Source organism: Acinetobacter sp. 10FS3-1 (genome assembly GCF_013343215.1).
GTDB classification, from domain to species: domain Bacteria; phylum Pseudomonadota; class Gammaproteobacteria; order Pseudomonadales; family Moraxellaceae; genus Acinetobacter; species Acinetobacter lwoffii_C.
Genome location: NZ_CP039143.1, coordinates 1,514,304 through 1,539,010, shown reverse-complemented (window position 1 = coordinate 1,539,010; position 24,707 = coordinate 1,514,304). Strand labels below are relative to the sequence as shown.

Annotated in this window: 20 protein-coding genes and 1 pseudogene; 12 read left to right on the top strand and 9 right to left on the bottom strand. The window is 44.7% G+C overall.

What is annotated here, in order from left to right:
* Positions 1–40: 40 nt before the first annotated feature.
* The gene (gene pcaD / locus E5Y90_RS07285) at positions 41–820 is read left to right on the top strand and encodes a 3-oxoadipate enol-lactonase (RefSeq protein WP_174659833.1); all 780 of its coding nucleotides are present in this window, start codon (positions 41–43) and stop codon (positions 818–820) included.
* A 59-nt stretch (positions 821–879) separates the two neighbouring features.
* Here pcaD and E5Y90_RS07280 read toward each other — a convergent pair whose 3' ends face one another.
* Positions 880–1,761, bottom strand: coding sequence for a DMT family transporter (locus E5Y90_RS07280; RefSeq protein ID WP_174659832.1), 882 nt, complete (start codon positions 1,759–1,761; stop codon positions 880–882).
* 596 nt (positions 1,762–2,357) lie between these two features.
* Here E5Y90_RS07280 and E5Y90_RS07275 point away from each other — a divergent pair.
* Positions 2,358–3,425 carry a zinc-binding metallopeptidase family protein gene (locus E5Y90_RS07275; protein ID WP_174659831.1) on the top strand — a complete coding sequence of 356 codons (1,068 nt, stop codon included), beginning with the start codon at positions 2,358–2,360 and terminating at the stop codon, positions 3,423–3,425.
* Between the two features lie 82 nt (positions 3,426–3,507).
* Here E5Y90_RS07275 and E5Y90_RS07270 read toward each other — a convergent pair whose 3' ends face one another.
* The 3 genes from E5Y90_RS07270 to E5Y90_RS07260 form a co-directional block, all read right to left on the bottom strand.
* Entirely contained in the window at positions 3,508–5,004 is a 1,497-nt protein-coding gene (locus tag E5Y90_RS07270) for a succinate CoA transferase (protein WP_174659830.1), read from the bottom strand.
* Between the two features lie 114 nt (positions 5,005–5,118).
* The gene (locus E5Y90_RS07265; RefSeq protein WP_174659829.1) at positions 5,119–6,288 is read right to left on the bottom strand and encodes a thiolase family protein; all 1,170 of its coding nucleotides are present in this window, start codon (positions 6,286–6,288) and stop codon (positions 5,119–5,121) included.
* A 98-nt stretch (positions 6,289–6,386) separates the two neighbouring features.
* Positions 6,387–8,168 (bottom strand): acyl-CoA dehydrogenase C-terminal domain-containing protein, encoded by a 1,782-nt coding sequence (locus E5Y90_RS07260; protein WP_174659828.1) that lies wholly within the window; start codon positions 8,166–8,168, stop codon positions 6,387–6,389.
* A gap of 312 nt (positions 8,169–8,480) precedes the next feature.
* On the opposite strand from E5Y90_RS07260, the gene E5Y90_RS07255 reads away from it, so the two are divergent.
* On the top strand, positions 8,481–9,110 hold the full coding sequence (locus tag E5Y90_RS07255; RefSeq protein ID WP_151203395.1) for a TetR/AcrR family transcriptional regulator: 630 nt from the start codon (positions 8,481–8,483) through the stop codon (positions 9,108–9,110).
* Between the two features lie 15 nt (positions 9,111–9,125).
* Here E5Y90_RS07255 and E5Y90_RS07250 read toward each other — a convergent pair whose 3' ends face one another.
* From E5Y90_RS07250 to cysK, 5 genes and pseudogenes are all read right to left on the bottom strand, one after another.
* Positions 9,126–9,323: a heavy-metal-associated domain-containing protein gene (locus E5Y90_RS07250; RefSeq protein ID WP_174659827.1), complete on the bottom strand. Its 198-nt coding sequence runs from the start codon at positions 9,321–9,323 to the stop codon at positions 9,126–9,128.
* Positions 9,324–9,377: 54 nt separating this feature from the next.
* Positions 9,378–9,803, bottom strand: coding sequence for a Cu(I)-responsive transcriptional regulator (cueR, locus tag E5Y90_RS07245; RefSeq protein WP_151203393.1), 426 nt, complete (start codon positions 9,801–9,803; stop codon positions 9,378–9,380).
* Positions 9,800–12,232, bottom strand: coding sequence for a heavy metal translocating P-type ATPase (locus E5Y90_RS07240; RefSeq protein WP_416377167.1), 2,433 nt, complete (start codon positions 12,230–12,232; stop codon positions 9,800–9,802). Before E5Y90_RS07240 ends, cueR begins: the two co-directional genes overlap by 4 nt.
* A gap of 93 nt (positions 12,233–12,325) precedes the next feature.
* Positions 12,326–12,433: pseudogene (locus E5Y90_RS17685) on the bottom strand (cation transporter); the annotation flags it as partial.
* Between the two features lie 253 nt (positions 12,434–12,686).
* Positions 12,687–13,685 (bottom strand): cysteine synthase A, encoded by a 999-nt coding sequence (gene cysK, locus E5Y90_RS07235; protein WP_174659825.1) that lies wholly within the window; start codon positions 13,683–13,685, stop codon positions 12,687–12,689.
* A gap of 282 nt (positions 13,686–13,967) precedes the next feature.
* Here cysK and E5Y90_RS07230 point away from each other — a divergent pair, with 282 nt between their 5' ends.
* From E5Y90_RS07230 to gcvH, 9 genes are all read left to right on the top strand, one after another.
* Entirely contained in the window at positions 13,968–14,288 is a 321-nt protein-coding gene (locus E5Y90_RS07230) for an ArsR/SmtB family transcription factor (RefSeq protein ID WP_151206368.1), read from the top strand.
* A gap of 210 nt (positions 14,289–14,498) precedes the next feature.
* A complete protein-coding gene (locus tag E5Y90_RS07225; RefSeq protein WP_174659824.1) occupies positions 14,499–16,247 on the top strand; it encodes a SulP family inorganic anion transporter in 1,749 nt (582 codons plus the stop codon).
* 326 nt (positions 16,248–16,573) lie between these two features.
* Positions 16,574–17,770, top strand: coding sequence for a serine/threonine transporter SstT (gene sstT / locus E5Y90_RS07220; protein ID WP_174659823.1), 1,197 nt, complete (start codon positions 16,574–16,576; stop codon positions 17,768–17,770).
* 44 nt (positions 17,771–17,814) lie between these two features.
* Positions 17,815–18,489 (top strand): YoaK family protein, encoded by a 675-nt coding sequence (locus tag E5Y90_RS07215; protein ID WP_174659822.1) that lies wholly within the window; start codon positions 17,815–17,817, stop codon positions 18,487–18,489.
* Between the two features lie 15 nt (positions 18,490–18,504).
* The gene (locus E5Y90_RS07210; RefSeq protein ID WP_151203386.1) at positions 18,505–19,041 is read left to right on the top strand and encodes a DUF2058 domain-containing protein; all 537 of its coding nucleotides are present in this window, start codon (positions 18,505–18,507) and stop codon (positions 19,039–19,041) included.
* Positions 19,042–19,237: 196 nt separating this feature from the next.
* Entirely contained in the window at positions 19,238–20,494 is a 1,257-nt protein-coding gene (locus E5Y90_RS07205) for a mechanosensitive ion channel family protein (RefSeq protein ID WP_151203385.1), read from the top strand.
* Between the two features lie 274 nt (positions 20,495–20,768).
* A complete protein-coding gene (locus E5Y90_RS07200) occupies positions 20,769–22,625 on the top strand; it encodes an ABC transporter ATP-binding protein (protein ID WP_151203384.1) in 1,857 nt (618 codons plus the stop codon).
* 380 nt (positions 22,626–23,005) lie between these two features.
* Complete coding sequence (locus tag E5Y90_RS07195; RefSeq protein WP_151203383.1) at positions 23,006–24,034, top strand: AraC family transcriptional regulator; 1,029 nt, start codon at positions 23,006–23,008, stop codon at positions 24,032–24,034.
* Positions 24,035–24,115: 81 nt separating this feature from the next.
* The gene (gene gcvH, locus E5Y90_RS07190) at positions 24,116–24,490 is read left to right on the top strand and encodes a glycine cleavage system protein GcvH (RefSeq protein WP_151203382.1); all 375 of its coding nucleotides are present in this window, start codon (positions 24,116–24,118) and stop codon (positions 24,488–24,490) included.
* The last annotated feature ends 217 nt before the right edge of the window (positions 24,491–24,707 follow it).

Genomic DNA, 24,707 nt, shown 5'->3' with positions numbered 1-24,707 from the left:
GATAAAACAAGAGGGTTTAGGACCTACAAAGGAATATTTCATGCCAACATTTACATCAAATGATGCACAGATCAATTATCAGACTTTTGGCGATGCCACCAAGCCTGCGCTGGTTTTTTCCAATTCGTTGGGTACTAAATTCAGTATGTGGCAGCCACAAATTGAATTTTTTCAAAAAGATTATTTTGTGGTGTGTTATGACACTCGCGGTCATGGAGGCTCAACAGCACCACAAGGCCCCTATCAACTTGATCAGTTAGGTCAAGACGTCATCCATTTACTGGATCATCTGAATATCCAGAAAGCCGCTTTTTGCGGTATTTCTATGGGTGGGCTAACCGGGCAATGGTTGGCAATTAATCACCCTGAACGTTTTAATCACGTGATTGTGGCCAATACAGCCGCGAAGATCGGTCAGGAGCAAGCCTGGCTGGAACGTGCGGCCTTGGTTCGTGCACAAGGTCTGGCACCGATCGCATCCACTGCCGCATCACGCTGGTTTACTGAACCCTTTATCCAAAGCAACGCAGCAATTGTGGCAGAACTTTCAAACGACCTTGGAGCTGGCAGCCCGGAAGGTTATGCAAGCTGCTGTGAAGCTTTGGCTAAAGCGGATTTACGTGAGCAAATCAAATCAGTTTTGGTACCGGTACTGATTGTGGCAGGTCAGCAAGATCCGGTTACCACAGTGGCAGACGCTCAGGCCATGCAACACAGTATCGTCAATAGCCAGCTCTGTGAAATCAATGCCTCACATATTTCCAGTGTAGAGCAAGCTGAAGCCTTTAATCAGGCAGTTCAGGCATTTCTTGCTGCTTAAACGCATTATTGAATCAAGGAAAAGCCACTGCTCAACAGTGGCTTTTTTATATACAGACTCTAGGCCCAGATCACCAAAACCGCCCCCATCACCACCAGAACCAAGCCCCAGTGTTCAGTACGGGCCAGTTTTTCTTTAAAGAAATAAGCAGAAATCAGCATACTAAACAAAATCTCGATTTGTCCCAAGGTTTTGACTACCGGTACGCTCATCATGCTCATGGCGGTAAACCAACCAAGTGATGCCATAAAACTGCAGATACTAACTTTAAAGACCAACCCCAGACGCTGCCACATTTCTACTAAAGTCTGGCGACTAAAAATGCTCAGATATATCAGCATGCTCAGGCACTGAAAGCTGATGACCATCATCAAGACCCAGGCCGCCCGATGTAAAGTCGGCAAGGTATTCAGCTCCAGACTGGCTTCGCGTACCAGAAGTGAGGTAATTGCAAAACTTAAACCACTTCCGATTCCAATAACCAGAGTTTTGGGAGAAAATCCAGTCACCTCCCGACCTTTACTCAAGAGAAAAACGGCATAAGCACCCAGCGCCACGCCTGTCCAGGCCAAAACAGACAACTGGTCGGATAAAAAGGCAACCCCAATCATGGCAGCCAGTATGGCTTCACTTTTAGCGAGTCCTACGCCAATGGCGTAATTTTTCTGCTTAAAGAGCTGCACCATCAGCGCAGTCGCTAAAATCTGACTTGAGCCGGCAATCACAATATAGATCCAGAATTTTGGGCTAAAATGCACGATATTTTCAGCCGGTTTCAGATCATACAAACTACTGAGATAAAGCGCGGCAAATGGCAATCCAAAGATAAAGCGTGCAAGGGTAACTCCCCAAACATCTACCGTTGTACTTAGCTGTTTTTGGAAGGCATTACGCCAGGCTTGCATAAATGCCGCCATTAAAGTAAAGAAAATCCAGCTCATTGCCCTATGCCACGACCACAAAAGTAAATTAATTCTATGCCTTAGCCCATCGTATGACTAATTAAAAATGGGATGAGATCTAATAGCTGAAAGTTTAATTTTATGGTTTAAAAAATAATTTAAATTTATCAATACGCAAATAGCAGCGACACATAAGCATCTAAGTTGAAGTCTGAGTTGCCGAAGAAAAATAAAGTATGGATAAATGGGCGATCAATAAAACCTTACTCTTTAATAGCTGCTTTATTGAACTCTAAGAAGTTGAGGCTCAAACCCGGCAGAATAATCTTTGTGCATCGAAATAAAGCATTCACTTTCAATCGAATTGGGTAATAACTTAGAGGCTGCCTAAATTTAAAACCGTAAAATTAATTTCATCACCTATCTATCCTTTTGATTTTTAAATTAAAAAATCTGAAAAACATAGCAGATATGACTTTTATGCTTGTCTTTACAAATTATAAGTATCAGGTTTTTGCTGAAGTTTTTATTATTCTTATTAAAACACATATGCCGTGATGCAGTTTGGTTTCTGGAATCACCTCTCTATTTTATAAAGAGGTAAGTAAAGAAGATAAAACTGCAAGGGAGCAGAAATGAAATATTTTGAATGTGCAATTTGCCACCGACAGATCTTTTTTTATAAATCAGTATGTGATCATTGCCTGCTTCCCATCGGTTATGTCGCTTCTGAAAAAGAGCTGTGTACATTCAAGAAACAAAGCCCGACGGAATGGATTCCGGTGGCCAAGCAATATCGGCATACCAGTTACAAGCCCTGTCATAACTATACCCACTATCAGGTTTGTAACTGGATGATTCCCAGCAGTGATGAAGAAGATTTCTGTGAATCCTGCCAGCTGACCCATGTAATTCCCAATCTGGAGAATACAGAAAACCTGATTTACTGGTTCCGTCTGGAAGAAGCCAAGCGCCGTTTTCTATATCTGGCCCTGGGCATGAATATGATGCCGCGTCCGAAATATTCAGAGAATGATCCCTTTGGAATACGCTTTGACTTTATTCTGCCCGAAGAAGATAAACCAGTGCTGACAGGACACTCCAATGGCGTCATTACCCTGAATGCCATTGAGGCAGATGTGGTTTATCGAGAAACAACACGGGTAAATATGGGTGAAAATTACCGGACTTTATTGGGGCACTTTCGCCATGAAAGCGGTCATTACTATTTTAATGTCATGCAGCATTTACATCCTGAACTGCTGGATGAGTTTCGCCTGTATTTTGGTAATGAACAGCAAGATTATAGTCAATCTCTGGAACGTCACTATAACAAAGGCGCACCCATCAACTGGCAGGAGAACTATATCAGCAGCTATGCGTCGGCTCACCCGTGGGAAGACTGGGCCGAAACCTGGGCGCATTATCTGCACATGATGGAAACTCTCGAAACTGCCTATTATGCGGGCCTGCGTGTGCAAGGAAATAATCGAGACCTGGCCAGTATGAATTTTAAGGAATGCCCGATTGGCGGACAGGATTTTGAACATATTTTAGAAAACTGGATTACGCTGACTTTCAATCTGAATGCGTTGAACCGCAGTATGGGGCTAGAAGATGCCTATCCTTTCAAGCTCTCAGAAAGCGTCAAAGATAAACTGCGTTTCATTCACCGCCATGTACTGGAAAAAGTTTTTAAATAGTTCAAAGAATGTTGAAACGACAAAAACTGAATAAAGCCCGTCTTAGACGGGCTTTATTTTACAATCAATGCAATTCAGAATTTTAAGCGATTTTCATTGAACCGGTTTCTTCAAATTGAGCATGCCAGGACAATGCTTCATTTAATAAGTGCGGTGTATGGCCACCACGTGCACAAGCACGCTCAAAATAATCATTCAAACTTTCGCGATAATCCGGATGAGCACAGATATCAATAATCTTGCGGGCACGTTCACGCGGCGCCAGGCCGCGCAGATCTGCCAAACCTTGCTCAGTCACCAAAATATCTACGTCATGGTCGGTATGGTCAATGTGGCTCACCAGAGGAACTACCGAAGAAATTGCCCCACCTTTGGCATAGGATTTGGTCACAAAGATGGCAAGATGCGCATGGCGGGTAAAATCTCCCGAGCCACCAATACCATTCATCATCTTGGTCCCCGCGACATGAGTGGAGTTCACATTTCCGTAAATATCAAACTCCAGTACCGTATTAATCGCAATAATACCGAGGCGGCGAATCAGTTCGGGATTATTGGAAATTTCCTGCGGGCGCAAAACAATTTTATCTTTATACTGATCAAAATTCTTCATCACCCGTGCGGCCCAGCCATCGCTCAGGGTCATGGAACAGCCAGAAGCAAAGGTCATCTTGCCGGAGTCGATAAGCTGGAAAGTGCAGTCCTGCAAAACTTCAGAATACATTTCCAAGTTATTAAAACTGGAGTGTTCAAAGCCGGCAAATACCGCATTAGCCACTGAGCCCACACCTGATTGCAGTGGCCCCAGATTTTCCGGTAAACGCCCTGCTGCGACCTCCTGCTCAAAAAAATCAATCAGGTGACTTGCAATTGCCAGCGTTTCTTCATCTGGTTGGTCCATACCAAAGGAAGTATCTGGAATCTCGTTCATCACAATCGCAGCAATTTTTTCAGGCGCCACATGAATCCCGATCGTTCCAATCTTGTCACTGGCTTGTATCAGCGGAATTGGCCCGCGGTTTGGACGAGCTTGTGGCAAATAAATATCGTGAACCCCTTCAAGCACAGGGTTAATCGTCATGTCAATTTCAATGATGACCCGGTCTGCCATTTCGATGAAATTTGCAGAATTTCCGCAAGAGCCTGTTGGAATAATCTGACCATCTTCGGTGATGGCGGTGGCTGCAATGATAGCTACATTAATTGCGGGCAGGTTTTTATGACGGATATTGTCGGCCAGCTCAGAGAGATGCTGATCGACATACATGACTTCGCCCGCATTAATCGCTTTACGTAAAGAAGGATCGGCCTGATAAGGATAACGGCGGGTTATAACGTGCGCTTCATTAAGTTTGCCATCAATCTGGTTCCCCAGACTTGCACCTGTCGCCAAGGTAATATGGATTGGATGCTTCTGTGCATACTCAGCCAATGCCAAAGGCACAGTTTTCGCCTCACCTGCTCCACCAAAACCGCTTAAACCAATTACATCGCCCTCTTGAATGAGTTGTAGTGCTTGTTCTACAGATACCACTTTATCTTGTAATGGGAGCAAACGAATGCGCTCTAAACCGTTCATAAAAAATCTCAAAAAATATAAAATAAACAAATGTTTGCTTCTGGCGAACCAAAAGCATAACTCTCTGAATCAATAGTTAATTTTGCTCATTCGAGCATTGAGTTCTGGACGGACTTAAACCAGTTCTACTGCAATCGCAGTTGCTTCACCGCCGCCGATACAGAGTGCGGCAATGCCCTTCTTGCCGCCGGTACGTTTTAAGGCATGAATCAAGGTCACAATAATACGCGAGCCTGAAGAACCGAGTGGATGACCTAAAGCGCAGGCACCGCCATTGATGTTGACTTTGGCTGTATCCAGATCAAAGGCATCTATTGCAGCCATCGTCACCATGGCAAATGCTTCATTAATTTCCCACAGATCGACTTCTTTGGCATTCCAACCGGTTTGCTTTAATACTTTTTCAATGGCGCCAACCGGTGCAATGGTAAATTCACTTGGATGTTGTGAATGGCTGGCATAAGCCACAATATTGGCAAGCGGTGTTAAGCCCCGCTCTGCTGCAATCTCGCTTGAAGTTACTAACAATGCAGAGGCACCATCTGAAATTGAACTGGCATTTGCCGCAGTAATGGTGCCGTCTTTCTTGAAGGCCGGGCGCAAGCTTGGAATCTTGTCTACCTTGGCATTTAAAGGCTGTTCATCCTGATCAACTGTGACCTGGCCTTTGCGACTGCTGACCACCACCGGTACAATTTCATCTTTAAAGAACCCGCCCTCAATCGCTGCAACCGCCTTGTTTAGTGAAGCAATCGCATATTGATCCTGCTGTTCACGGGTATAGCCTTTTTTGTCTGCCATGTCCTGCGCTAGAATTCCCATTGACAGGCCTGTCTCAGCATCTTCCAGCCCTTCTTGAAACATATGATCAGTGACTTTGCCATGCCCCATGCGAAAACCGGCACGCGCCTTATCCATCAAATAGGGCGCATTTGACATAGACTCCATGCCACCTGCTACCACAATTTCAGCCGAACCCGCTTTGATTGCATCTGCGGCCTGTATCACGGCTTTCATGCCTGAGCCGCAGATTTTATTGATGGTGGTTGCACCCGTAGCATCAGGTAAGCCTGCCTGACGCATCGCCTGACGTGCCGGTCCCTGTTTAAGCCCTGCTGGCAGTACACAGCCCATGATCACTTCATCAATTTCATTGGGCTGTAAACCCGAACGTGCCACCACTTCTTTAATTGCAGCCGCCCCCAAATCTGGTGCTGTGTAGCTAGAGAGTGAACCTTGGAAACCGCCCATGGCGGTACGTACAGCTTCTACGATTACGATCATGATATTCATCCTTCTATTCTTTTTCAGTAATCAGACATTGCAGTGCATATAGACTGCAATGTCTCTCTGGTGACCAGTTTTTTGATCTTTTTTAATCATTAGGCCTGAGCAGTAAAATAATCTTCCGGCAACTGCATGACCAGATCGGCACCTGCCTGAATGCGTTGCAAACGTGCATCCAGATCCGGCAGAACTTTGGCAATATAATAGTCGGCCAGAACCAGTTTATGCTGATAAAAACTTTCCGCTTTTAAGCTGGCTGCCTGACTGATACGTGCATACATATACACAAAGCTGAGCAGTCCCACGGCATGCAGATAGTCTACTGCAACGGCATTGGAGAAATTAGAATCAGTCTGAGACTGGGTAATGATATAGGCGGTAATATCTTCCAGTTTTTGACACACATCCAGAGTCACTGCTTTAATCGTTAGACTGTCATCCAAGCCTTGGGCAAACTCACGAATTTCACTTAGATATTCAGCTAAATACGCTCCTTTGCATTTGGTAGTCTTACGGCCAATCAGGTCAATTGCCTGGACCCCGTTGGTGCCCTCATAAATCTGTGCAATACGCAGGTCGCGAATACATTGCTCCATTCCCCATTCACGGATATAACCATGACCACCGAAGCACATTTGCGCTTCCAGTGCAGAATCCAGTGCTTTATCGGTCAGATAGGCTTTGGCAATTGGGGTAAGTAGCGCGACACGGTCTGTGGCTTTACGTATTGCTTCCGGGTCATTAGAATATTTGGTAATGTCGAGCTGTTGTCCCACATATACCGCAAATGCCCGTGAAGCCTCATTATTAGCACGGACATTCAATAACATACGGCGTACATCACCATGAACCAGAATTGAGTCTGCCGGTTTTTCAGGTGATTTTGCACCTGTTGAGGCACGTCCCTGTAAACGGTCGGTCGTATATTGGGCGGCATTCTGATAGGCAAACTCCGCAGCACCAATTCCCTGAATGCCCATCGACAGACGTTCATAATTCATCATTACGAACATGCCGGCCAGACCTTCATTTTCATTGCCCACCAGATAGCCTTTGGCGCCGTCAAAGTTCATTACACAGGTTGCAGAGCCTTTAATCCCCATTTTATGTTCGATAGAACCGGCCGATACGGCATTTCGCTCACCCAGAGAACCGTCAGCATTGACCAGAAACTTCGGCACAATAAACAGAGAAATTCCGCGCGAACCGGCTGGCGCATCTGGCGTTTTGGCCAGAACCAGGTGAATGATGTTGTCGCACAGGTCATGCTCACCACTGGTAATAAAGATTTTGGTGCCGGTAATATTGTAGCTGCCATCAGCATTCGGTTCGGCTTTGGTTTTAATAATGCCTAAATCGGTTCCTGAGTGTGGCTCAGTCAGACACATGGTGCCAGACCATTCACCTGTATAAAATTTTGGCAGATAGGTTTCTTTTTGCGCCTGAGAAGCCCGGTCATTGATCGCCATGCCGGCACCTACCGTCAATAGCGGATAAAGCATAAAGGAAGGATTGGTACTCCAGATCATCTCGTCTGCCAGCACGGTGAGCATTTTAGGCATGTTCTGGCCGCCCCATTCTTCGGGTGCGCCCAGACCAACCCAGCCACCTTCGGCAAACTGGCGAAATGCCTCTTTAAAACCTGCCGGGGTGGTCACTTCACCCTGATGAAATTGAGCGCCACCGCTTTCATCGGCCGGACGGTTCAGATCCAGAATGACGTTTTTTGAAAACTTGGCCATTTCTTCCAGAATCGCATGGGCTGTGGCCAGGTCAAGATGAGCCAGCTTTTCATTGTCTTGCCAGAATTTTTCAGCCTGAAACACATCCTTTAAAATAAATTCCATGTCTTTGAGAGGCGCACTATAAATTGGCATGTTCAACTTCCTTAAATGGTGATACCCAAATCTGTAGCTGAATATTGTGATAGCTACATGACTGTATGACTTTACTTGGCAGAAAATAGAATAATTAGGGTAAAAAGGGAATTTTATTTAAGCAAACTGACCTTTAGGGTTCATTTTTCTTGACAATCCTTGAGGAAGGATGCGCTCTATATAAGTCAAATACGCTAACTGATGAATAAACATACAGCTTTGAAGCAAAATAACGACCTTAGTTTTATATTCACTGGCAAAAATATTGCATAATCTGGGTCTGTTCTTTTTCGAGACGTATGGACCAAGAAGATGACGACTGTAAGACAGCAGAACTTTCTTCTTCGTAAAGAGAAGATATTAAACATGGCTGAATGCCTGTTACTGGACAATCATCAGGATATTACCTTGAGTGAATTGGCTAGTGAGCTGGATATCGCGAAGGGAACAATTTATAAACATTTTAAAAGCAAGAATCAGCTTTATCTGGAATTGATTATTCGCAACGAAAAAAGAATTCTGGAAATTTCGAAAAATCATAATAACGATATCAAGCACTATGTATCCCAATATATGCTGTATCACATGCTGAATTCTAATCGCACCATTTTATTGCATGTGATTGAGGAACGTCTGACTAATAATGAAAAAAACCTGAAAGAGCTTTTTCAGGAGCTGTATCAGATTCGAGAAGAACGAATTATCCGGATCAAAGACATGACGCATGATTATCTATTGTCTTTAGACAGTGCCATGTCAATACGGGATTATCTATCTTATATCTGGACAGTCACCTATGGAGCTTCACTGCTGCTCAATTCGACCCACTATCAAAAATCAATCGGCTCACGTGAGCGGCTGATCAAGCTGTATATTAATCAGGCGCTGATGACGCCAGATAAAATTTCTTCCATGGAATCAAAAATGCCTAACTTGAGTTAGGCATTTGATCTTATTTTAAGTTGCTGGGACCGGTGGAAAACCATCTTCAGTCAGGGCCGCGACAATTTCAGCTTCGCTACGGCTGCTTTGCACTTCGACCAGTTTACTTTCCACATCAATCGCCACTGTTGCATGGTCATCCAGATCTTTAATGGTCGCTGTCACACTGCGCGCACAGCCACCACAGGTCATATTGTTAATACGGAATTTCATTTCTTTCTCCATTGCATTAAGTAAATTCATTGAGTGTATGCTTTAAATACCGGACTATTTTTGACAGTCTGAACCGGAACATTCGGGCAAGCTACCCTGCTCGATCTGTTTTAAAATCTGGCAATCCGATTCTTCATTGCCAGCACACTGATCTACCGACTGCTGCAAAATATGAATCATTTTCTGCATATCGGCAATTTTCTGTTGTAAACGCTGTATATGCTGTTCCGCCAGCTGTTTGACATCCGCACTATGTCTGGCACTGTTCAGCCTTAAATCCAGCAGTTCTTTCATCTGGGTCGATGAAAACCCCAGTTCGCGCGCATGCTGTATAAAGCTGAGAGTTTTAATATCTTGCTCGGTATAGAGGCGATAACCTGAGGTGCTGCGCTTCGGTTCGGGCAATAATCCGATCTCCTCATAATAGCGGATCATTTTTGCCGAGATCCCCGAGCGTCTGGCGGCCTGGCCAATATTCATGACTGTTCCTTAAACTGGACGGCCTGATAGGTCTTTAATCTTAACGCATTCGACACTACGAATACCGAAGACAAAGCCATCGCACCGGCGGCAAACATCGGAGAAAGCAGAATGCCAAAAAATGGATACAGTACACCAGCTGCAATCGGAATCAAGGCGATATTATAAATAAAGGCCCAAAACAGGTTCTGGCGGATATTACGCATTGTGGCCTGACTTAAGCCAATACCAGTCGCCACATGCTGTAAATTTCCTGACATCAACACCACATCTGCAGCTTCAATTGCGACATCTGTTCCAGTGCCAATCGCCATACCTACATCAGCCTGAGCCAAAGCCGGTGCATCATTAATCCCATCTCCCACAAAAGTCACAACGCCATGTTGCTGCTGTAATTGTTGTACAGCTTCAACTTTTTCATGCGGCAGCACTTCTGCAATCACCTGATCAATCTTTAACTCTCTGGCAATGGCTTGTGCAGTATAGGCATTATCTCCAGTGATCATGGCCACTTTTAGCCCCTGATCATGCAGAGCCTGAATTGCGCTATAGGTCGTCGGCTTGATTGGATCGGCCACCGCAATAATTGCAGCCAGTTGCTGGTCAAGTGCGACATATAACGGCGTTCTGCCCTGATCACCCAATTGCTGAGCCATGTGTTTAAACAGGGCAAGATCCAGTCCCAGTTCCAGCATCAACCGTTCGGCACCTATATGTACCTGATGTCCTGCCACCTGCGCCTTGACGCCTGCCCCTGTAATCGAGTCGAACTCACTCACGTCCAGTAACTCAAGCTTCTGTTGCTGTGCCGCCTCTACAATTGCGTGGGCTATCGGGTGTTCAGACTTGGCTTCTACTGAGGCCACAATTTGTAAAACTCGTTGAGGTTCAAAACCCTCCGTAACCTCAAAATCGGTTAAAGCCGGTTTACCCTCTGTCAGCGTACCGGTCTTATCGACAGCAACCACTTGCGTACGTTGCAAAAGCTGCAAAGCTTCCCCTTTACGGAATAAAACCCCTAACTCGGCGGCCCGGCCTGTACCTACCATAATGGAAGTCGGGGTCGCCAGGCCCATGGCACATGGGCAGGCAATAATCAATACAGCAACCGCATTGACCAGTGCATAGGTTAGATTCGGCTCCGGTCCGAACAGGAACCAGATAATAAAGGTCAGTGCTGCCAGCCCCATCACCGCAGGTACAAACCATAAAGTGACCTTGTCTACCAGCGCCTGAATAGGCAGTTTGGCGCCCTGTGCCTGTTCCACCATCTGAATGATCTGGGCCAGTACCGAATCCTGTCCAACCGCAGTGGCCTTGATCTGCAAGGTTCCATTCTGGTTGACGGTACCGCCAATGACCTGATCACCTGACTGTTTAATGACCGGTAGCGGTTCACCACTGATCATGGCTTCATCAATATAGCTTTGACCAGAGACAACTTCCCCATCGACGGCCACTTTTTCACCCGGGCGGATTTCAATCAGCATACCTTGCTGGACTTCTGCAATATCCAGATCAATCCAGACTCCATTTTGCTGGATACGCGCCGTTTTAGGCTGCAGACCAATGAGATACTGAATAGCCTGCGAGGTTTTGCCTTTCGCCCGAGCTTCCAGATACCGTCCCAGTAGAATTAACGCCACAATAACGGCAGCTGCTTCAAAATACACATGTACGGTTGCCTGTGGTAAAAGCTCAGGCAGGAAGGTTGCAATACAGGAAAAGCTATAGGCAGCAAGTGTACCTACTGCCACCAGCGAATTCATGTCCGGTGCCAGACGCAATAAGGCAGGAATTCCATGCTGATAAAAACGTCTTCCCGGAAAGACCAGAATCAGGGTGGTCAATACAAACTGTAAATACCAGCTATTCTGGGTCCCCAGAGTCTGCAAAATAAAATGATGAAATGCAGGAATTAGATGCGAACCCATTTCCAAAATAAATACCGGAATCGCCAAAGCCAGCGCCATCCACAGGTCACGCTTGAGTTCTGCGGTTTCCTCGGCTTTTTTCTCCTGAAACGCGGCATGAGTATCCATGGTTGCATGACTCAGCTCCCTGGCCTGAAAACCCGCCTTTTCGACCGCAGCAATCAGTTGGGGGAGCAGGCTGCGTGATGCCTGTACACACGCGGTTTCAGTCGCCAGATTGACCTGTGCTCCTTGAACACCTTCGACTTTAAGCAAAGCCTTTTCTACCCGTGCCACACACGAGGCACAGGTCATCCCTTCAATATTTAACTCAATGTGTTCCGCACGGACATGAAATCCTGCCTTTTCAATCGCCTGAACCAGAGTGGAGGTCTGCAGTGAGGAAAGAGCAATGACCTGTGCCTGTTCAGTCGCCAGATTAACTCGCGCATCCGTCACACCTTCCACCTTTTTCAAGGCCTTTTCTACCCGTGCCACACACGAGGCACAGGTCATGCCTTCAATGCCCAGATTCAATTGCTGGGTCGCCACAGCAAAGCCGGTTTTTTCAATGGCCTGTAGCAAGGTAGCGGCTGCAACGGGCTGCTGGCTTTTTACCCAGGCCTTTTCTGTAGCCAGGTTGACCTGTGCATCCGTCACGCCTTCCACCTTTTTTAAAGCCTTCTCTACCCGCGCTACGCATGAAGCACAGGTCATTCCTGAAATCTGCAATTGTTGTTCATACAGTTGGGGGCTATCGACTTTGCTCATCATGCTCTCCACTGGCTCATGGAATATATTTACTTTTATGAGTCTATAGCTTAAACATTCCCACTATGGGAAGGTCAAGTATTTCTCTATCTGGTGACTATAAAAATTAAAACCTGATTTTTAAAATAAAAGACCCGGAAGCTGCTCCGGGTCTTTTACATTTTGTGTGGTCTATTGCAAGTACGATGGCGAAATCAGCTTATTCAGCAGAGATGTCTTCAAACAGAATGGAAGATAGATAACGCTCACCACCGTCTGGTAAAATGACCACAATATTTTTACCCGCGTTTTCAGGTCGTGCAGCCAGTTGTGCCGCCGCCGCCATTGCCGCGCCACAGGAAATACCCACCAGAATTCCTTCCTGGGTTGCTGTCTTACGTGCCCATTCAACGGCATCAGTACTGTTGATGGCAATGACTTCATCGACCAGGTCCAGATCCAGATTAGCTGGAATAAAGTTCGCCCCAATTCCCTGAATTTTGTGTGGCCCTGGTGTCAGGGTTTCGCCACGCTTTGCCTGACCGATAATTGGCGATTCAGCAGGCTCCACTGCCACGGTATATAAAGGCTGGTTTTTAACCTGTTTAAAATAACGCGAAATACCCGTAATCGTGCCCCCCGTACCGACACCTGCAACCAGAATATCCACCTTACCACCAGTAGCTTCCCAGATTTCCGGTCCGGTGGTTTCTTCATGAATTTTCGGGTTGGCCGGGTTTTCAAACTGTTGTGGCAGGAAATACAGATCCGGATTCTCATTGAGAAGACGTGTGGCTTCGTCGACTGCACCTTTCATTCCTTTGGCCGGATCTGTCAGTACCAGATTCGCCCCCAAAGCTTTGACCACTTTACGGCGCTCAATACTCATGCTGGCAGGCATGGTTAAAGTAATATCATAGCCCTTGGCGGCAGCCACAAACGCCAGCGCAATACCAGTATTACCACTGGTTGGCTCAACAATATGCATGCCCGGCTTTAACTTGCCCGACTTTTCTGCATCGGCAATCAGCGCGGCACCAATACGGCATTTCACTGAAAAAGCAGGATTACGGCTTTCAACTTTTGCAAGTACCGTTGCCGCAGTCGAAATTACACGGTTAATACGAACTAGTGGTGTATTTCCAATCGCGTCTGCATTATTACTATATACGGCGATACCGAGATTTGAAGGAGTTGGAAAAGCTGGATCTGTACTCATGAGTATATCCCTAATGTTATAAGTTCAAGTGTTGGCACCATCATACAAGCATTTTTTCTGTTTGTAGATGCCCGATGACTTCTACACAAAATGGCGAGACTTTGCTGAAATAACATTTTTACTATGCATTAAAGTCTGCTTATATATTAACATCAAATACATAACTTTTTTTAATAACTGGATGCATTAAAAATAATAAAACTTAATCTTTTTGAGCAATGTAATCCCCTGTATGAGTTCATATAATCAGGGGCGCTGTAATTTTATAAATGGACATTCTGAATGAAAACCGATCTCGAAATTGACATCATGCGGGATTCAGCACAACAGGTCGTCGCTATTTTAAAGTCTCTGGCTAATACGGACCGTCTGCTTATCTTATGTCATCTTTCTCAATCAGAAATGAACGTCTCTCAAATTGAAGAAATGACCGAGATTAGACAACCCACCCTTTCCCAGCAGCTCATGATGCTACGCAGGAACGATATGGTCAGTACACGCCGCGATGGTAAACAGATTTATTATTCTATTAAAGATCCTCACTTGGTGGAAATGCTGAATACCTTATACCGGCTTTATTGCCCCCAGGAACTCTTGGGTTAAAGAATGGACTCTAATTTAAATTCCTAAAATACATTAAGTTATAGATGAAACCATTTTAAATGGAGGTTTAATCAAACAGTTTTAGACGATCAGGTTTCATCTAGGCTTTTTTACTCATGCTGCGTAAAATTTATCAGCTGCATTTTATTTTTAAGACTTCTTAGCAGAATTTGTGCATAATATATCTATATTTGTGATTTAGACCTTGATATGCCCAATTCCAAGTCCAAACTGCTGCATAAAATCCCTGCTTGGGCTTGGTTAAGCCAATATAATTCAATCAAATTTAAGTCTGATGCACTGGCTGCATTTATTGTGGTGGCTATGCTGGTTCCGCAAGGGATGGCTTATGCAATGCTGGCAGGATTACCACCCATGATGGGTTTATATGCCAGTATTCTGCCGATGATCATTTATGCCTTGCTCGGTGGCAGTTCTACTTTGTCTATTGGTCCCGTCGCCATCATTTCAATGATGACTTTTGCCACCTTGAATCCCCTGTTTGAGGTCGGTTCAGCGGCGTATATTGAAGCAGCCACATTGCTGGCTCTGCTGGTCGGTATCATTTCCCTACTTTTGGGTCTGCTCAGGTTTGGCTTCTTAATTCAGCTGATCAGTCATCCGGTCATTCACAGTTTTATTATAGCTTCCGCTTTACTGATAGCCTTGGGCCAGTTCAAGTTTCTGGTGGATTTACCCTTAAAAGCCAATAATATTCCGGAACTGGCGCTAAGCTTATGGGAATATCTGCCGCGTCTGCATCTGCCCAGCCTGATTTTCGGCATTTGTGCCCTGCTGATACTGATTTATCTTCCCAAGATTTTAAAATCGCAACGCATTCAGAGCCTGATCGGGTCAACTGACTTTCTGGTGCGCGCCGTACCGCTGATCTTGGTCTGTCTCGGGATTACTGCTGTGGTTTTTCTGGATCTTAAACTTCAAGGTATTCAGACGGTGGGAGAAATTCCATCTGGCTTTCCACCGTTGTCTTTTCCACACTGGAACGGGGATCTGGTGATCAGCCTGTTACCGGGTGCCGCCATGATTGCCATGATCAGCTTTGTCGAATCACTTTCCATTGCTCAAGCCACAGCCTTACAGCAACGCAGTAATTTAAACAGTAATCAGGAACTGATTGCACTTGGGGTGGCCAATATCAGTGCCGGAATCAGTTCGGCATTTCCTGTAACTGGCAGTTTGTCACGTACTGTGGTGAATGCCGATGCGGGTGCCAAAAGTCCTATGGCAGGTGTGCTGTCTTCATTGTCCCTGATTATTGTCAGCCTGTTCTTTACCAGTTTTTTCGAAGATTTGCCGCTGACCATTCTGGCCGCTACGATTATCGTTTCCATCTGGAAGCTGGTTGATTTTCAGCCTTTTGTAGATGCGTGGCGTTATTCCAAAGCCGACGGGATTGCGATGTGGATTACCTTCTTCAGCGTGGTGCTGATTGATATTAGTGCAGGCCTGCTGATTGGTATTGTGTCGACTTTTGCCCTGATGTTATGGAGAATCAGCCGGCCGCATATTGCCGTGCTGGGACTGGTAGAAGGTACGCAGCATTTTCGTAATATTCAGCGCCATCAAACCCGGACTTCTGAACGTGTCTTATCCTTAAGGATTGATGAAAACCTGACCTTTTTAAATGCCAATAGTTTTAAAGGGTATCTGATTAATCAGCTGAGCCATAATGATCAGTTGCAGCATGTTATTCTGAACTGCTCCAGTATCAGTGCGATTGATCTGAGTGCACTAGAAATGCTTGAAGAGCTGAATGCTGAATTGGCCAAGCTCAATATTCGCCTGCATTTTGCTGAAGTCAAAGGCCCGGTGATGGATCGTTTACATACCTCCAAACTGTTGACCTATTTAAGTGGTCAGATCTATTTGACCCATTTTCAAGCTATTCAGGACTTGGCCCCAGAAATTTTTGAAGCGCCTCAGGAGGATAATCTTTAAGTCCAATCCTGCTCAAACTCATGGTTAAAATGGACTTTCAACCATGAGTTATTTTATCTTGCATTCAATCATAATTTTAGGTGATTAATATTTAATTGCTATTTATTTGATAAATGAAAATCTGGAATTCTAGGTAAAATAAGCCCCAAAATAGATATTTTACGGACAGAATCGATTATTTTAAAAAAGGTTTTAACTATAATTTCCATTTCATATCAAGGGTTTATTTTTTATCTGAAAATATTTTCAATCCCTTTGAAATTTAAGTATAAAATAGTGCCAATTTTTTTTAAATTTCGCCCTCGTAATTTTCACAAGGCAACCTTATGTTTTCTGCCCTTTCGCGTATAAGTTTAGTCTCTCGAATCATTATCGCCATTATTTTAGGTGTAGCCGTAGCTGTGGTTTTTCCCGAAGCTGCGCCGTCACTCCGTCTGTTGGGTGATCTGTTTATTAAAGCACTAAAATCTGTTGCGCCGATTCTGGTATTCGTTCTGGTCTTAGCTTCAATCGCGAATTTTAAAGTTGGTCAGACCAATGTCGCGATTCGTCCCATCATGCTGATGTATGGTGCCGGCATGTTCTTGGCTGCACTCAGTGCCGTTGTGGCGAGCATGCTGTTTCCAAGCACGTTATTTCTGGACATTGCAGCCCAGGCTGACTTGCAACCACCGGGGAGCCTGGGTGAAATTTTGCAGAATTTAGTGCTGAGCTTTGTGGCAAACCCGATAGTGGCAATTTCGGAAGCCAACTTTATTGGCATTCTGGCTTGGGCAGTGGCTTTGGGAATGGCATTTCGCCATGCTTCGGACAGCAGCAAAACCTTGCTGAATGACACTGCTTCTGCCGTGAATCATGTGATTCGTCTGGTGATTAGTTTCGCGCCTGTCGGTATTTTTGGTCTGGTGGCAGTGACCTTTGCTGAAGCAGGTCTTGAAACCTTGTCCAACTACGCCCAATTGCTCACGGTTCTTCTGGGCACCATGCTTTTTGTTGCTCTGGTGATTAACCCCTTAATGGTGGCGCTGGTCACACGCCGTAATCCTTATCCTCTGGTCTTTACCTGCTTACGGGAAAGTGGCATTACCGCCTTTTTTACCCGCAGTTCCGCAGCGAATATCCCTGTTAATCTGGATCTGGCCAAGCGTTTAGGAGTGAGTGAGTCAACCTCAAGTGTAGCAATTCCCCTAGGTGCGACCATCAATATGGGCGGTGCTTCAGTCACCATTACAGTACTTACTTTAGCCGCAGTTCATACGCTGGGCATCAGCGTAGACTTTAGCACCATGCTGATTCTGTCTGTTGTTGCGGCGGTATCTGCATGTGGGGCCTCAGGTGTAGCCGGTGGCTCCCTGTTGCTCATTCCAGTAGCATGTGGCCTGTTTGGAATTTCTTCGGATATTGCCATACAGGTGGTTGCGATTGGTATGGTGATTAGTGTCTTGCAAGACTCGACTGAAACTGCCTTAAACTCCTCTACCGATGTTTTATTTACGGTAGCAGTAGACCGCGCTTTAAATTGATTTTATATTGATTAATCAATAATTTTTTTGTTAATGATGTTGTTATGCCGTTACAGCGTTTGCCAGTGTGGGTACAGTTGGGTGCGTTTTTACTTGCCCTGAATGCAGGTATGATTAACGTGCTGGGACTGCTGACCGTATTGAATCAGTCTGTTTCCCATATGACCGGTAATGTCAGCATGCTGACTATGGCTTTACTAGAATGGCAGCCAGAAATGATGCTATATCTGGTATTGATCATCCTGTGTTATGTAATGGGTTCTATGTATAGTGGCCTGATTCTTGGAAACAGCCACTTTCGCCTGGGGCGCCTGTATGGCTACCCTCTCAGTCTGGTGGCTTTTTTTATTTTTCTGTGCTGGTTATTACTGCCCTATTTTCCACGGTATGCCTTGCTTTGGGCCTGTGTCGCGATGGGTCTGCAAAATGCCATGGTCAGCCATTATAAAGGTACGATTATCAGGACCACTCATTTATCCGGTGTTCTCACGGACTTAGGTCTGGCTTTGGGCTATCGCCTGCGAAGGCTGGAAGTGGAATCTCGCCGCGTCATTCTGCATGGGCTGATTTTTCTTGGTTTTCTGATTGGTGGTATCCTTGCCAGTTGGACCTATCCTTATTTAAAATTGAATGCATTCCTGATTCCTACGGCGCTCAGCTTTCTGTTAAGCCTGAGTTACTGGATCATCTATTTGCGTTATCGGCATCAACACGACTAATTTCTGGAAATTCTCATGGTTAAAAATGCATTACAGGCACAATTGTTAAAAGCTGGCCTGGTCGATAATAAAAAAGCAAAAAAACTGTCTAAACAGGCAGTACATGAAAAACGTACGGGTGACAGCAGTGAAGCTGAAATCAAGGCGAAGATTGCACAGGACCAACAGGAAAAGCTGGCCAAAGATCAGGCCATTGAGCGAGCAAAAAAAGCCCAGTTACAGGAAAAAGAACTGCAAGCTGCCATCATACAGATGATCAATCAGCATAAAATCCGCGATACCGATGGCGAAATCAGCTACCAGTTCATTGACAATGATAAAATCAAAAAAGTCTATATCAATCAACAGATTTATAATGCCTTGGTGGCTGGCAGTCTGGTGATTGCACGTGACAATACCCAGTATGCTTTCCTGCCTAAAGCATTGGCAGAGCGTATCAATGCCAAAATGGAAGGTTTTATTCTGGTTAACAATTCAGAGAAAAATGAAAAAATTACTGATGAAGAAGATCCGTATGCAGCCTATGTCATTCCAGATGACCTGATGTGGTAGTTTGCTCTGCCACCTCGCCAGAAAACATCTGGAAATATAAACCGGCAAACCTGCCGGTTTTTTATATTCAATGAAACGATGAAGCTAAAAAAGTATAAGACCTAGAGGGATATGTTTTAAAAAGTTATCCAGGATTAAAAAGTCAGCTTCAAAGCTATAAACTCTATCAAATTTTTTAATCTAAGAGAAAGATCAGTTGGAACAGTTTAATTTTATTCAGAACATTCAGGATTGGACAGATCAGTATCCCTGGCTGGAAATGCTGTCTTCATTAAGCATCCTGATTCTATTTGCCCTTATTACCAATTTATTTGCTAAAAAAGTGGTTGTTCGTGGAATTCGTAAACTCATTTCCAAAATGCCTTTTGCCAATAACACGATTTTTGCTCAGCATAGCGTGATTCGCCGGATTGCCAATATTGTGCCGGCCATCGTGATCATGAATGGTATCAGTACCGTACCGCATTTATCAGATAAGGCTCAAGCCCTTATCGAAATGGGCGCACAAGCCTTTATTTTCCTGACCATTGCACTGGCACTCGGCGAGCTGCTCAATATTTTCAACCTGATTTACCAGCGTAATCCAAAATCACGTAATAAACCGATTAAAGGTTATTTACAATTGGTAAAGCTGATTATTTTTATCGTTTGCGGCTTGATGATTCTGGGCACTTTCCTGAGAAAGGATGTATTCACCCTGCTCGCCGGTTTTGGTGCGATGGCCGCGGTGCTGATGCTGGTTTTCCAGAACACGATTTTATCGCTGGTGGCTTCAGTCCAGATTTCCTCGTATGACATGGTACGTATTGGTGACTGGATTGAAATGCCTTCACTGAATGCCGATGGTGATGTCATTGATATGTCATTACATACCGTGACAGTGCAAAACTTTGACAAGACCATAACGACCATTCCCACCAACAAACTGGTCACGGATACCTTTAAAAACTGGCGCGGTATGCAGGAAGCGGGTGCACGCCGGATCAAGCGTTCAATCCACATTGACCAAAGCAGTGTGCATTTCATGAGTGCCGAAGAACAGACCAAGCTGAAAAATTTTATCCTGCTGGATCAGTATTTGAATAGTAAAAGTGAAGAAATAGAAAAATTCAACCAACAGTTACAGCATCATTCCCAATATAACCAGCGCCGTCTGACCAATCTAGGAACGTTCCGTGCCTATCTGGAGTTTTATTTACAGCAGCATCCCGGGATTGCCAAAGATTTTTCTTTAATGGTGCGTCAGTTACAACCGACCAGTGAAGGCTTACCGCTTGAAATTTATGCCTTTACCAATACCACTGCCTGGACTGAATATGAGAATATCCAATCCGATATCATGGATCATATCTTGGCGATTATTCCCGAGTTTGAACTGAAAGTGTATCAGGCTCCTTCAGGTCATGATCTAAAAGAAGCTTTTACTCCACCACCTTCGCCGATTATTCACTAAACGTTTCGCTGAATAGCGCAAGCCTAAATGCAAGCCTGAAATGATGCGTCATTTCAGGCTTTTTATATGCGTATTGTCTGCTGCTTTACCCAATGCCATCAAGTATTTCTTTTAAATACAGCAATAGACATACAACTCATCTAAGCGTTCAACCTGCAATCTAAAGTTTGATTTCGTTAATCATTGTGTGGCAATTTCACCCAATTGCAGACTTTAAAAAATAGAATCCTTTATACTTCCTGAAAAGCAGCATGCATGAGCAAAGAGTACGACAATGTTTCGATGGCTTGAACGGCTGGTGGACCCTTATCCCACCAAACATCTGAATCAGCCCTTGCCTACCCAGTTTTTTCCTTTTGTCTGGCAGGCGGCCTATGGAGTGCGCCGTTATTTACTGATTCTGGTGCTATGTACCGCAGGTGCTGCCAGCTTTGAAGCCGTGCTCTATTCCCAGATTGGCGAACTGGTCAACTGGCTCAGCCGCAGCCAGCCAGAGACTTTTTTAGAAGAACATGCCCGTAATCTTATCTGGTTAAGCTTTATTCTGCTGGCCAATATTTTATTTGCCAGTGCCCAGTCGCTTATCAAGCATCAGATTCTATACAGTAACTTTCCGATGCGCTTGCGCTGGCGCTTTCATAATCTGTTACTTAAGCAAAGTCTGGATTTTTTCCATAATGATTTTGCCGGACGCTTATCTGCCAAAGTGATGCAAACCTCTCTAGCGATTCGTGAATTCTGGGTGATTCTGGGCGATATGCTGGCCTATGTCCTGATTTACTTCATTACGATCAATATCGTACTAGGCGCCATTTCTCCTTTACTGGTTCTGCCCCTGTTATTATGGCTGCTGCTGTTTATTTGTGCTGCCTGTTACTTTATTCCAAAACTGAGTAAAATTTCCTCGCAACAGGCTGATGCCCGTGCAGTGATGACCGGACGGGTCACCGATGCTTATACCAATATCCAAACGGTCAAGCTCTTTGCTCATGCCGGACGCGAAAGTCAGTACGCCAAGTCCTCCATGCAGGAGTTTATGCAGACTGTTTATAAACAAATGCGTCTGGGCGCCCAATATGAAATCAGCATTTTATTTCTGAGCGTGATTCTGTATGGAGGTGTCTTGGGGACGGCGGTCTGGCTCTGGATGCAGGGACAGGCTGAACTCGGCATTATTGCAGCTACCACCGCCATGGTGCTGAAATTGAACAGTATTGCCGAATTTATGATGTGGCAAACCTCTGCTCTGTTTGAAAATGTCGGCACCATTCAGGACGGAATGCGTACGCTGGGACGTAAAATTTCTATTGAAGACCGTCCGGATGCGAAAGAGTTACAGCTCAAGCAAGGAGAAATCAGGTTTGAAAATATCACCTTTGCCTATAATGAAAAACCGGTCATTGACCAGTTTGATCTAACGATTCGTCCGGGTGAAAAAATCGGCATCGTTGGTCGTTCAGGTGCAGGAAAATCCACCCTGATTCAATTATTATTACATTTCTACCAGCTGGATCAGGGCCGAATCCTGATTGATGGTCAGGATATTGATCATGTCACTGAGGACAGCTTGCGTAAAAATATTGCCCTGGTAACCCAAGACACCTCTTTATTGCATCGTACAGTCGCAGAAAATATCAAGTATGGCCGTCCGGATGCGACCGATGAAGAAATGTATGATGCTGTGCGCAAAGCCAAGGCAGAAGAATTTATTCCGAACTTGAGCGACTTACGTGGACGTAAAGGTTATGAGGCTTATGTGGGTGAACGCGGCGTGAAACTTTCTGGTGGCCAGCGTCAACGTATTGCAATTGCCCGGGTCTTTTTGAAAGATGCCCCTATTCTGATTCTGGATGAAGCGACAAGTGCGCTCGATTCTGAAGTAGAAGCGGCAATTCAGAGCAGTCTGGATGACCTGATGCAGGATAAAACAGTGATTGCGATTGCACATCGCCTCTCGACCATTGCCCAGATGGATCGCCTGATTGTCATGGATCAGGGCCGCATTGCAGAGCAAGGCACGCATGAGGAGCTGGTCGCGTTAAACGGTATTTATGCTCATCTCTGGCAGCGACAAACAGGCGGTTTCCTGATCGAACAGCAGGCTCACAAAGCGCCATCGACCGATCTATAATTTTTTCAAATAGCTTTGATTTAAAAGAAATACTGCTTCCAAAGCCGCAGGCCTGATCCAAATGTACATCTTTCGGATCAGGCCTGCGGCTTTGGTTAAGACTGATTGTGATGTCTCTTTTTTTCATTCATTAAGCGGTCTGTTGACATGATTGCCTTTTAATAAAACGGTTTTGATTATTCTGAAAGAATAAATTTTTCTCTTAGATACATGAATTATATAACTTTTAGATCATTTTTTGGCTATAATCAGGCTCATTCTCTAATTTAAGCAGGACAATTTAGCCAGCCTTTGTCCAACAATATGAATGAAAAAATGACTGTTTCATGCCAATATCAGGGCATAAGTAGAAAAACTTGTATGAGTGCAACGGATCGCGCATGAAAATAATAGCCTCACGCCAAGACCAGGGTATTCCTGGTGTATACGGTCTTTTACTCCTCGATGTGATTTCTCGCTGGGGATATAACAGTGAATCATTATTTACACCATTTGGCCTAACCGCTGAACAATTGGCCGATCCTGATTTTCGGATCCCGACTCCTGTGGCCAATGAGCTGGTTAAGCATGCCCTTAAACTGACTGGTGAACCAACACTGGGTTATCATCTGGGTACGCAAATGCGGATTTCGATTCATGGCTTTATCGGCTATGCCATCATGACAGCTCACGATATTACGGATGCACTGGTACTTGCGAACCGTTTTATCCAGTTGCGTATGCCCTTTCTGCAACTATTTTTTTCAACCTTTGGCAGCAAGGCCACAGTACAGTTACAAACAGATATTCAGTTGGAACCCCTGCGTACCGAAATTTCCATTGCGCTGATTATCGGCATGATCAGCATGGCCAAAGCCATTACGGGCATTGATCATGTCTCCGGTGAAATTGATTTTGACTTTAAAAAGCCCGACGGCTTTGAACGTTTCATGGCGAAATTTCCAAATCACCAGTTCCGTTTTGAACAGCCACATTTAATTTTAAGCTTTGATAAAAGCTACTTAATGAACAAGCTGGTCCACGCCGATCCAATTGCCAGCCAGATCGCCATTAACCAGTGTGAAGCAGAACTGTCTGCACTGGGCGAACGGCACCGGATTGCGATGCGGGTTCGGGATATTCTGACACATTCGGAGCAGCACTATCTGAGTATTGAAAGTGTGGCAGATCGTCTGCATATGTCCGACCGCACCTTAAAACGCCAGTTGGCGGCTGAAGGCACTTCTTTTTCAACCCTGGTCGATGAAGTACGCTACCGGCATGCGACCTCACTGCTGTCGCGGACCGACTTTACTTTAGAACAGATTGCCGATGAGCTCGGTTATAGCGATGTGGCCAATTTTAGCCGGGCATTTAAACGCTGGAGTGGTCGTAGCCCAAGCAGCTGGCGTAAAGATCCTTATTTATAAAGGATCATAGCCTTTTGTTTTGACCAAAAAGAATGTATAAAACATGTTGAAAATGATCTTAAGATATTTAAGGAGTTATCAATGAATCATCCTTCAGAACTAAAGTACGCAAGTACACATGAATGGGTACGCATTGAAGGTGATCTTGTTGTGACCGGTATTTCCGACCATGCACAGGATGCACTAGGTGATTTGGTCTATGTCGAAGCACCTGAACTGAATGCACAGCTTACCGCAGGTCAGCAGGCCGGCGTAGTTGAATCGGTTAAAACCGCCTCTGATATTCATGCTCCTGTATCGGGCGTGGTAGTTGAAGTTAATGCTGATCTTGAAGATGATCCAGATTTTATTAATGACGACCCTTATGGCAAAGGCTGGATCTATAAAATCAAACCGGACAATATGGATGATGTGAGCAAGCTGCTCGCCAATACAGAATATGAAGCAGGCTTATAATTCCACTTTTTATAAAATAGTGGTCCATAAAAAAATCAGCTTAAGGGCTGATTTTTTTATATCAGTTCAATGGTATAAAAGTCCTGTGAGTATTCAATTTAATGGATCGTATTAAAATATTATTGTAATTTTCACGTATTTTTCTTAAAGTTCCTATACATCTTGCTTCGCTCCTAGATATGTCGTGCTTATTTATCACAATAATTTTTTCATATTA

What these genes read in the sequence shown, in the direction of transcription:
- pcaD (WP_174659833.1), top strand. Translation starts at nt 41, where the DNA reads ATGCCAACATTTACATCAAATGATGCACAGATCAATTATCAGACTTTT.
- E5Y90_RS07280 (WP_174659832.1), bottom strand. Translation starts at nt 1,761, where the DNA reads ATGAGCTGGATTTTCTTTACTTTAATGGCGGCATTTATGCAAGCCTGG.
- E5Y90_RS07275 (WP_174659831.1), top strand. Translation starts at nt 2,358, where the DNA reads ATGAAATATTTTGAATGTGCAATTTGCCACCGACAGATCTTTTTTTAT.
- E5Y90_RS07270 (WP_174659830.1), bottom strand. Translation starts at nt 5,004, where the DNA reads ATGAACGGTTTAGAGCGCATTCGTTTGCTCCCATTACAAGATAAAGTG.
- E5Y90_RS07265 (WP_174659829.1), bottom strand. Translation starts at nt 6,288, where the DNA reads ATGATCGTAATCGTAGAAGCTGTACGTACCGCCATGGGCGGTTTCCAA.
- E5Y90_RS07260 (WP_174659828.1), bottom strand. Translation starts at nt 8,168, where the DNA reads ATGCCAATTTATAGTGCGCCTCTCAAAGACATGGAATTTATTTTAAAG.
- E5Y90_RS07255 (WP_151203395.1), top strand. Translation starts at nt 8,481, where the DNA reads ATGACGACTGTAAGACAGCAGAACTTTCTTCTTCGTAAAGAGAAGATA.
- E5Y90_RS07250 (WP_174659827.1), bottom strand. Translation starts at nt 9,323, where the DNA reads ATGAAATTCCGTATTAACAATATGACCTGTGGTGGCTGTGCGCGCAGT.
- cueR (WP_151203393.1), bottom strand. Translation starts at nt 9,803, where the DNA reads ATGAATATTGGCCAGGCCGCCAGACGCTCGGGGATCTCGGCAAAAATG.
- E5Y90_RS07240 (WP_416377167.1), bottom strand. Translation starts at nt 12,232, where the DNA reads ATGACCTGTGCCTCGTGTGTGGCACGGGTAGAAAAGGCCTTGAAAAAG.
- cysK (WP_174659825.1), bottom strand. Translation starts at nt 13,685, where the DNA reads ATGAGTACAGATCCAGCTTTTCCAACTCCTTCAAATCTCGGTATCGCC.
- E5Y90_RS07230 (WP_151206368.1), top strand. Translation starts at nt 13,968, where the DNA reads ATGAAAACCGATCTCGAAATTGACATCATGCGGGATTCAGCACAACAG.
- E5Y90_RS07225 (WP_174659824.1), top strand. Translation starts at nt 14,499, where the DNA reads ATGCCCAATTCCAAGTCCAAACTGCTGCATAAAATCCCTGCTTGGGCT.
- sstT (WP_174659823.1), top strand. Translation starts at nt 16,574, where the DNA reads ATGTTTTCTGCCCTTTCGCGTATAAGTTTAGTCTCTCGAATCATTATC.
- E5Y90_RS07215 (WP_174659822.1), top strand. Translation starts at nt 17,815, where the DNA reads ATGCCGTTACAGCGTTTGCCAGTGTGGGTACAGTTGGGTGCGTTTTTA.
- E5Y90_RS07210 (WP_151203386.1), top strand. Translation starts at nt 18,505, where the DNA reads ATGGTTAAAAATGCATTACAGGCACAATTGTTAAAAGCTGGCCTGGTC.
- E5Y90_RS07200 (WP_151203384.1), top strand. Translation starts at nt 20,769, where the DNA reads ATGTTTCGATGGCTTGAACGGCTGGTGGACCCTTATCCCACCAAACAT.
- E5Y90_RS07195 (WP_151203383.1), top strand. Translation starts at nt 23,006, where the DNA reads ATGAAAATAATAGCCTCACGCCAAGACCAGGGTATTCCTGGTGTATAC.
- gcvH (WP_151203382.1), top strand. Translation starts at nt 24,116, where the DNA reads ATGAATCATCCTTCAGAACTAAAGTACGCAAGTACACATGAATGGGTA.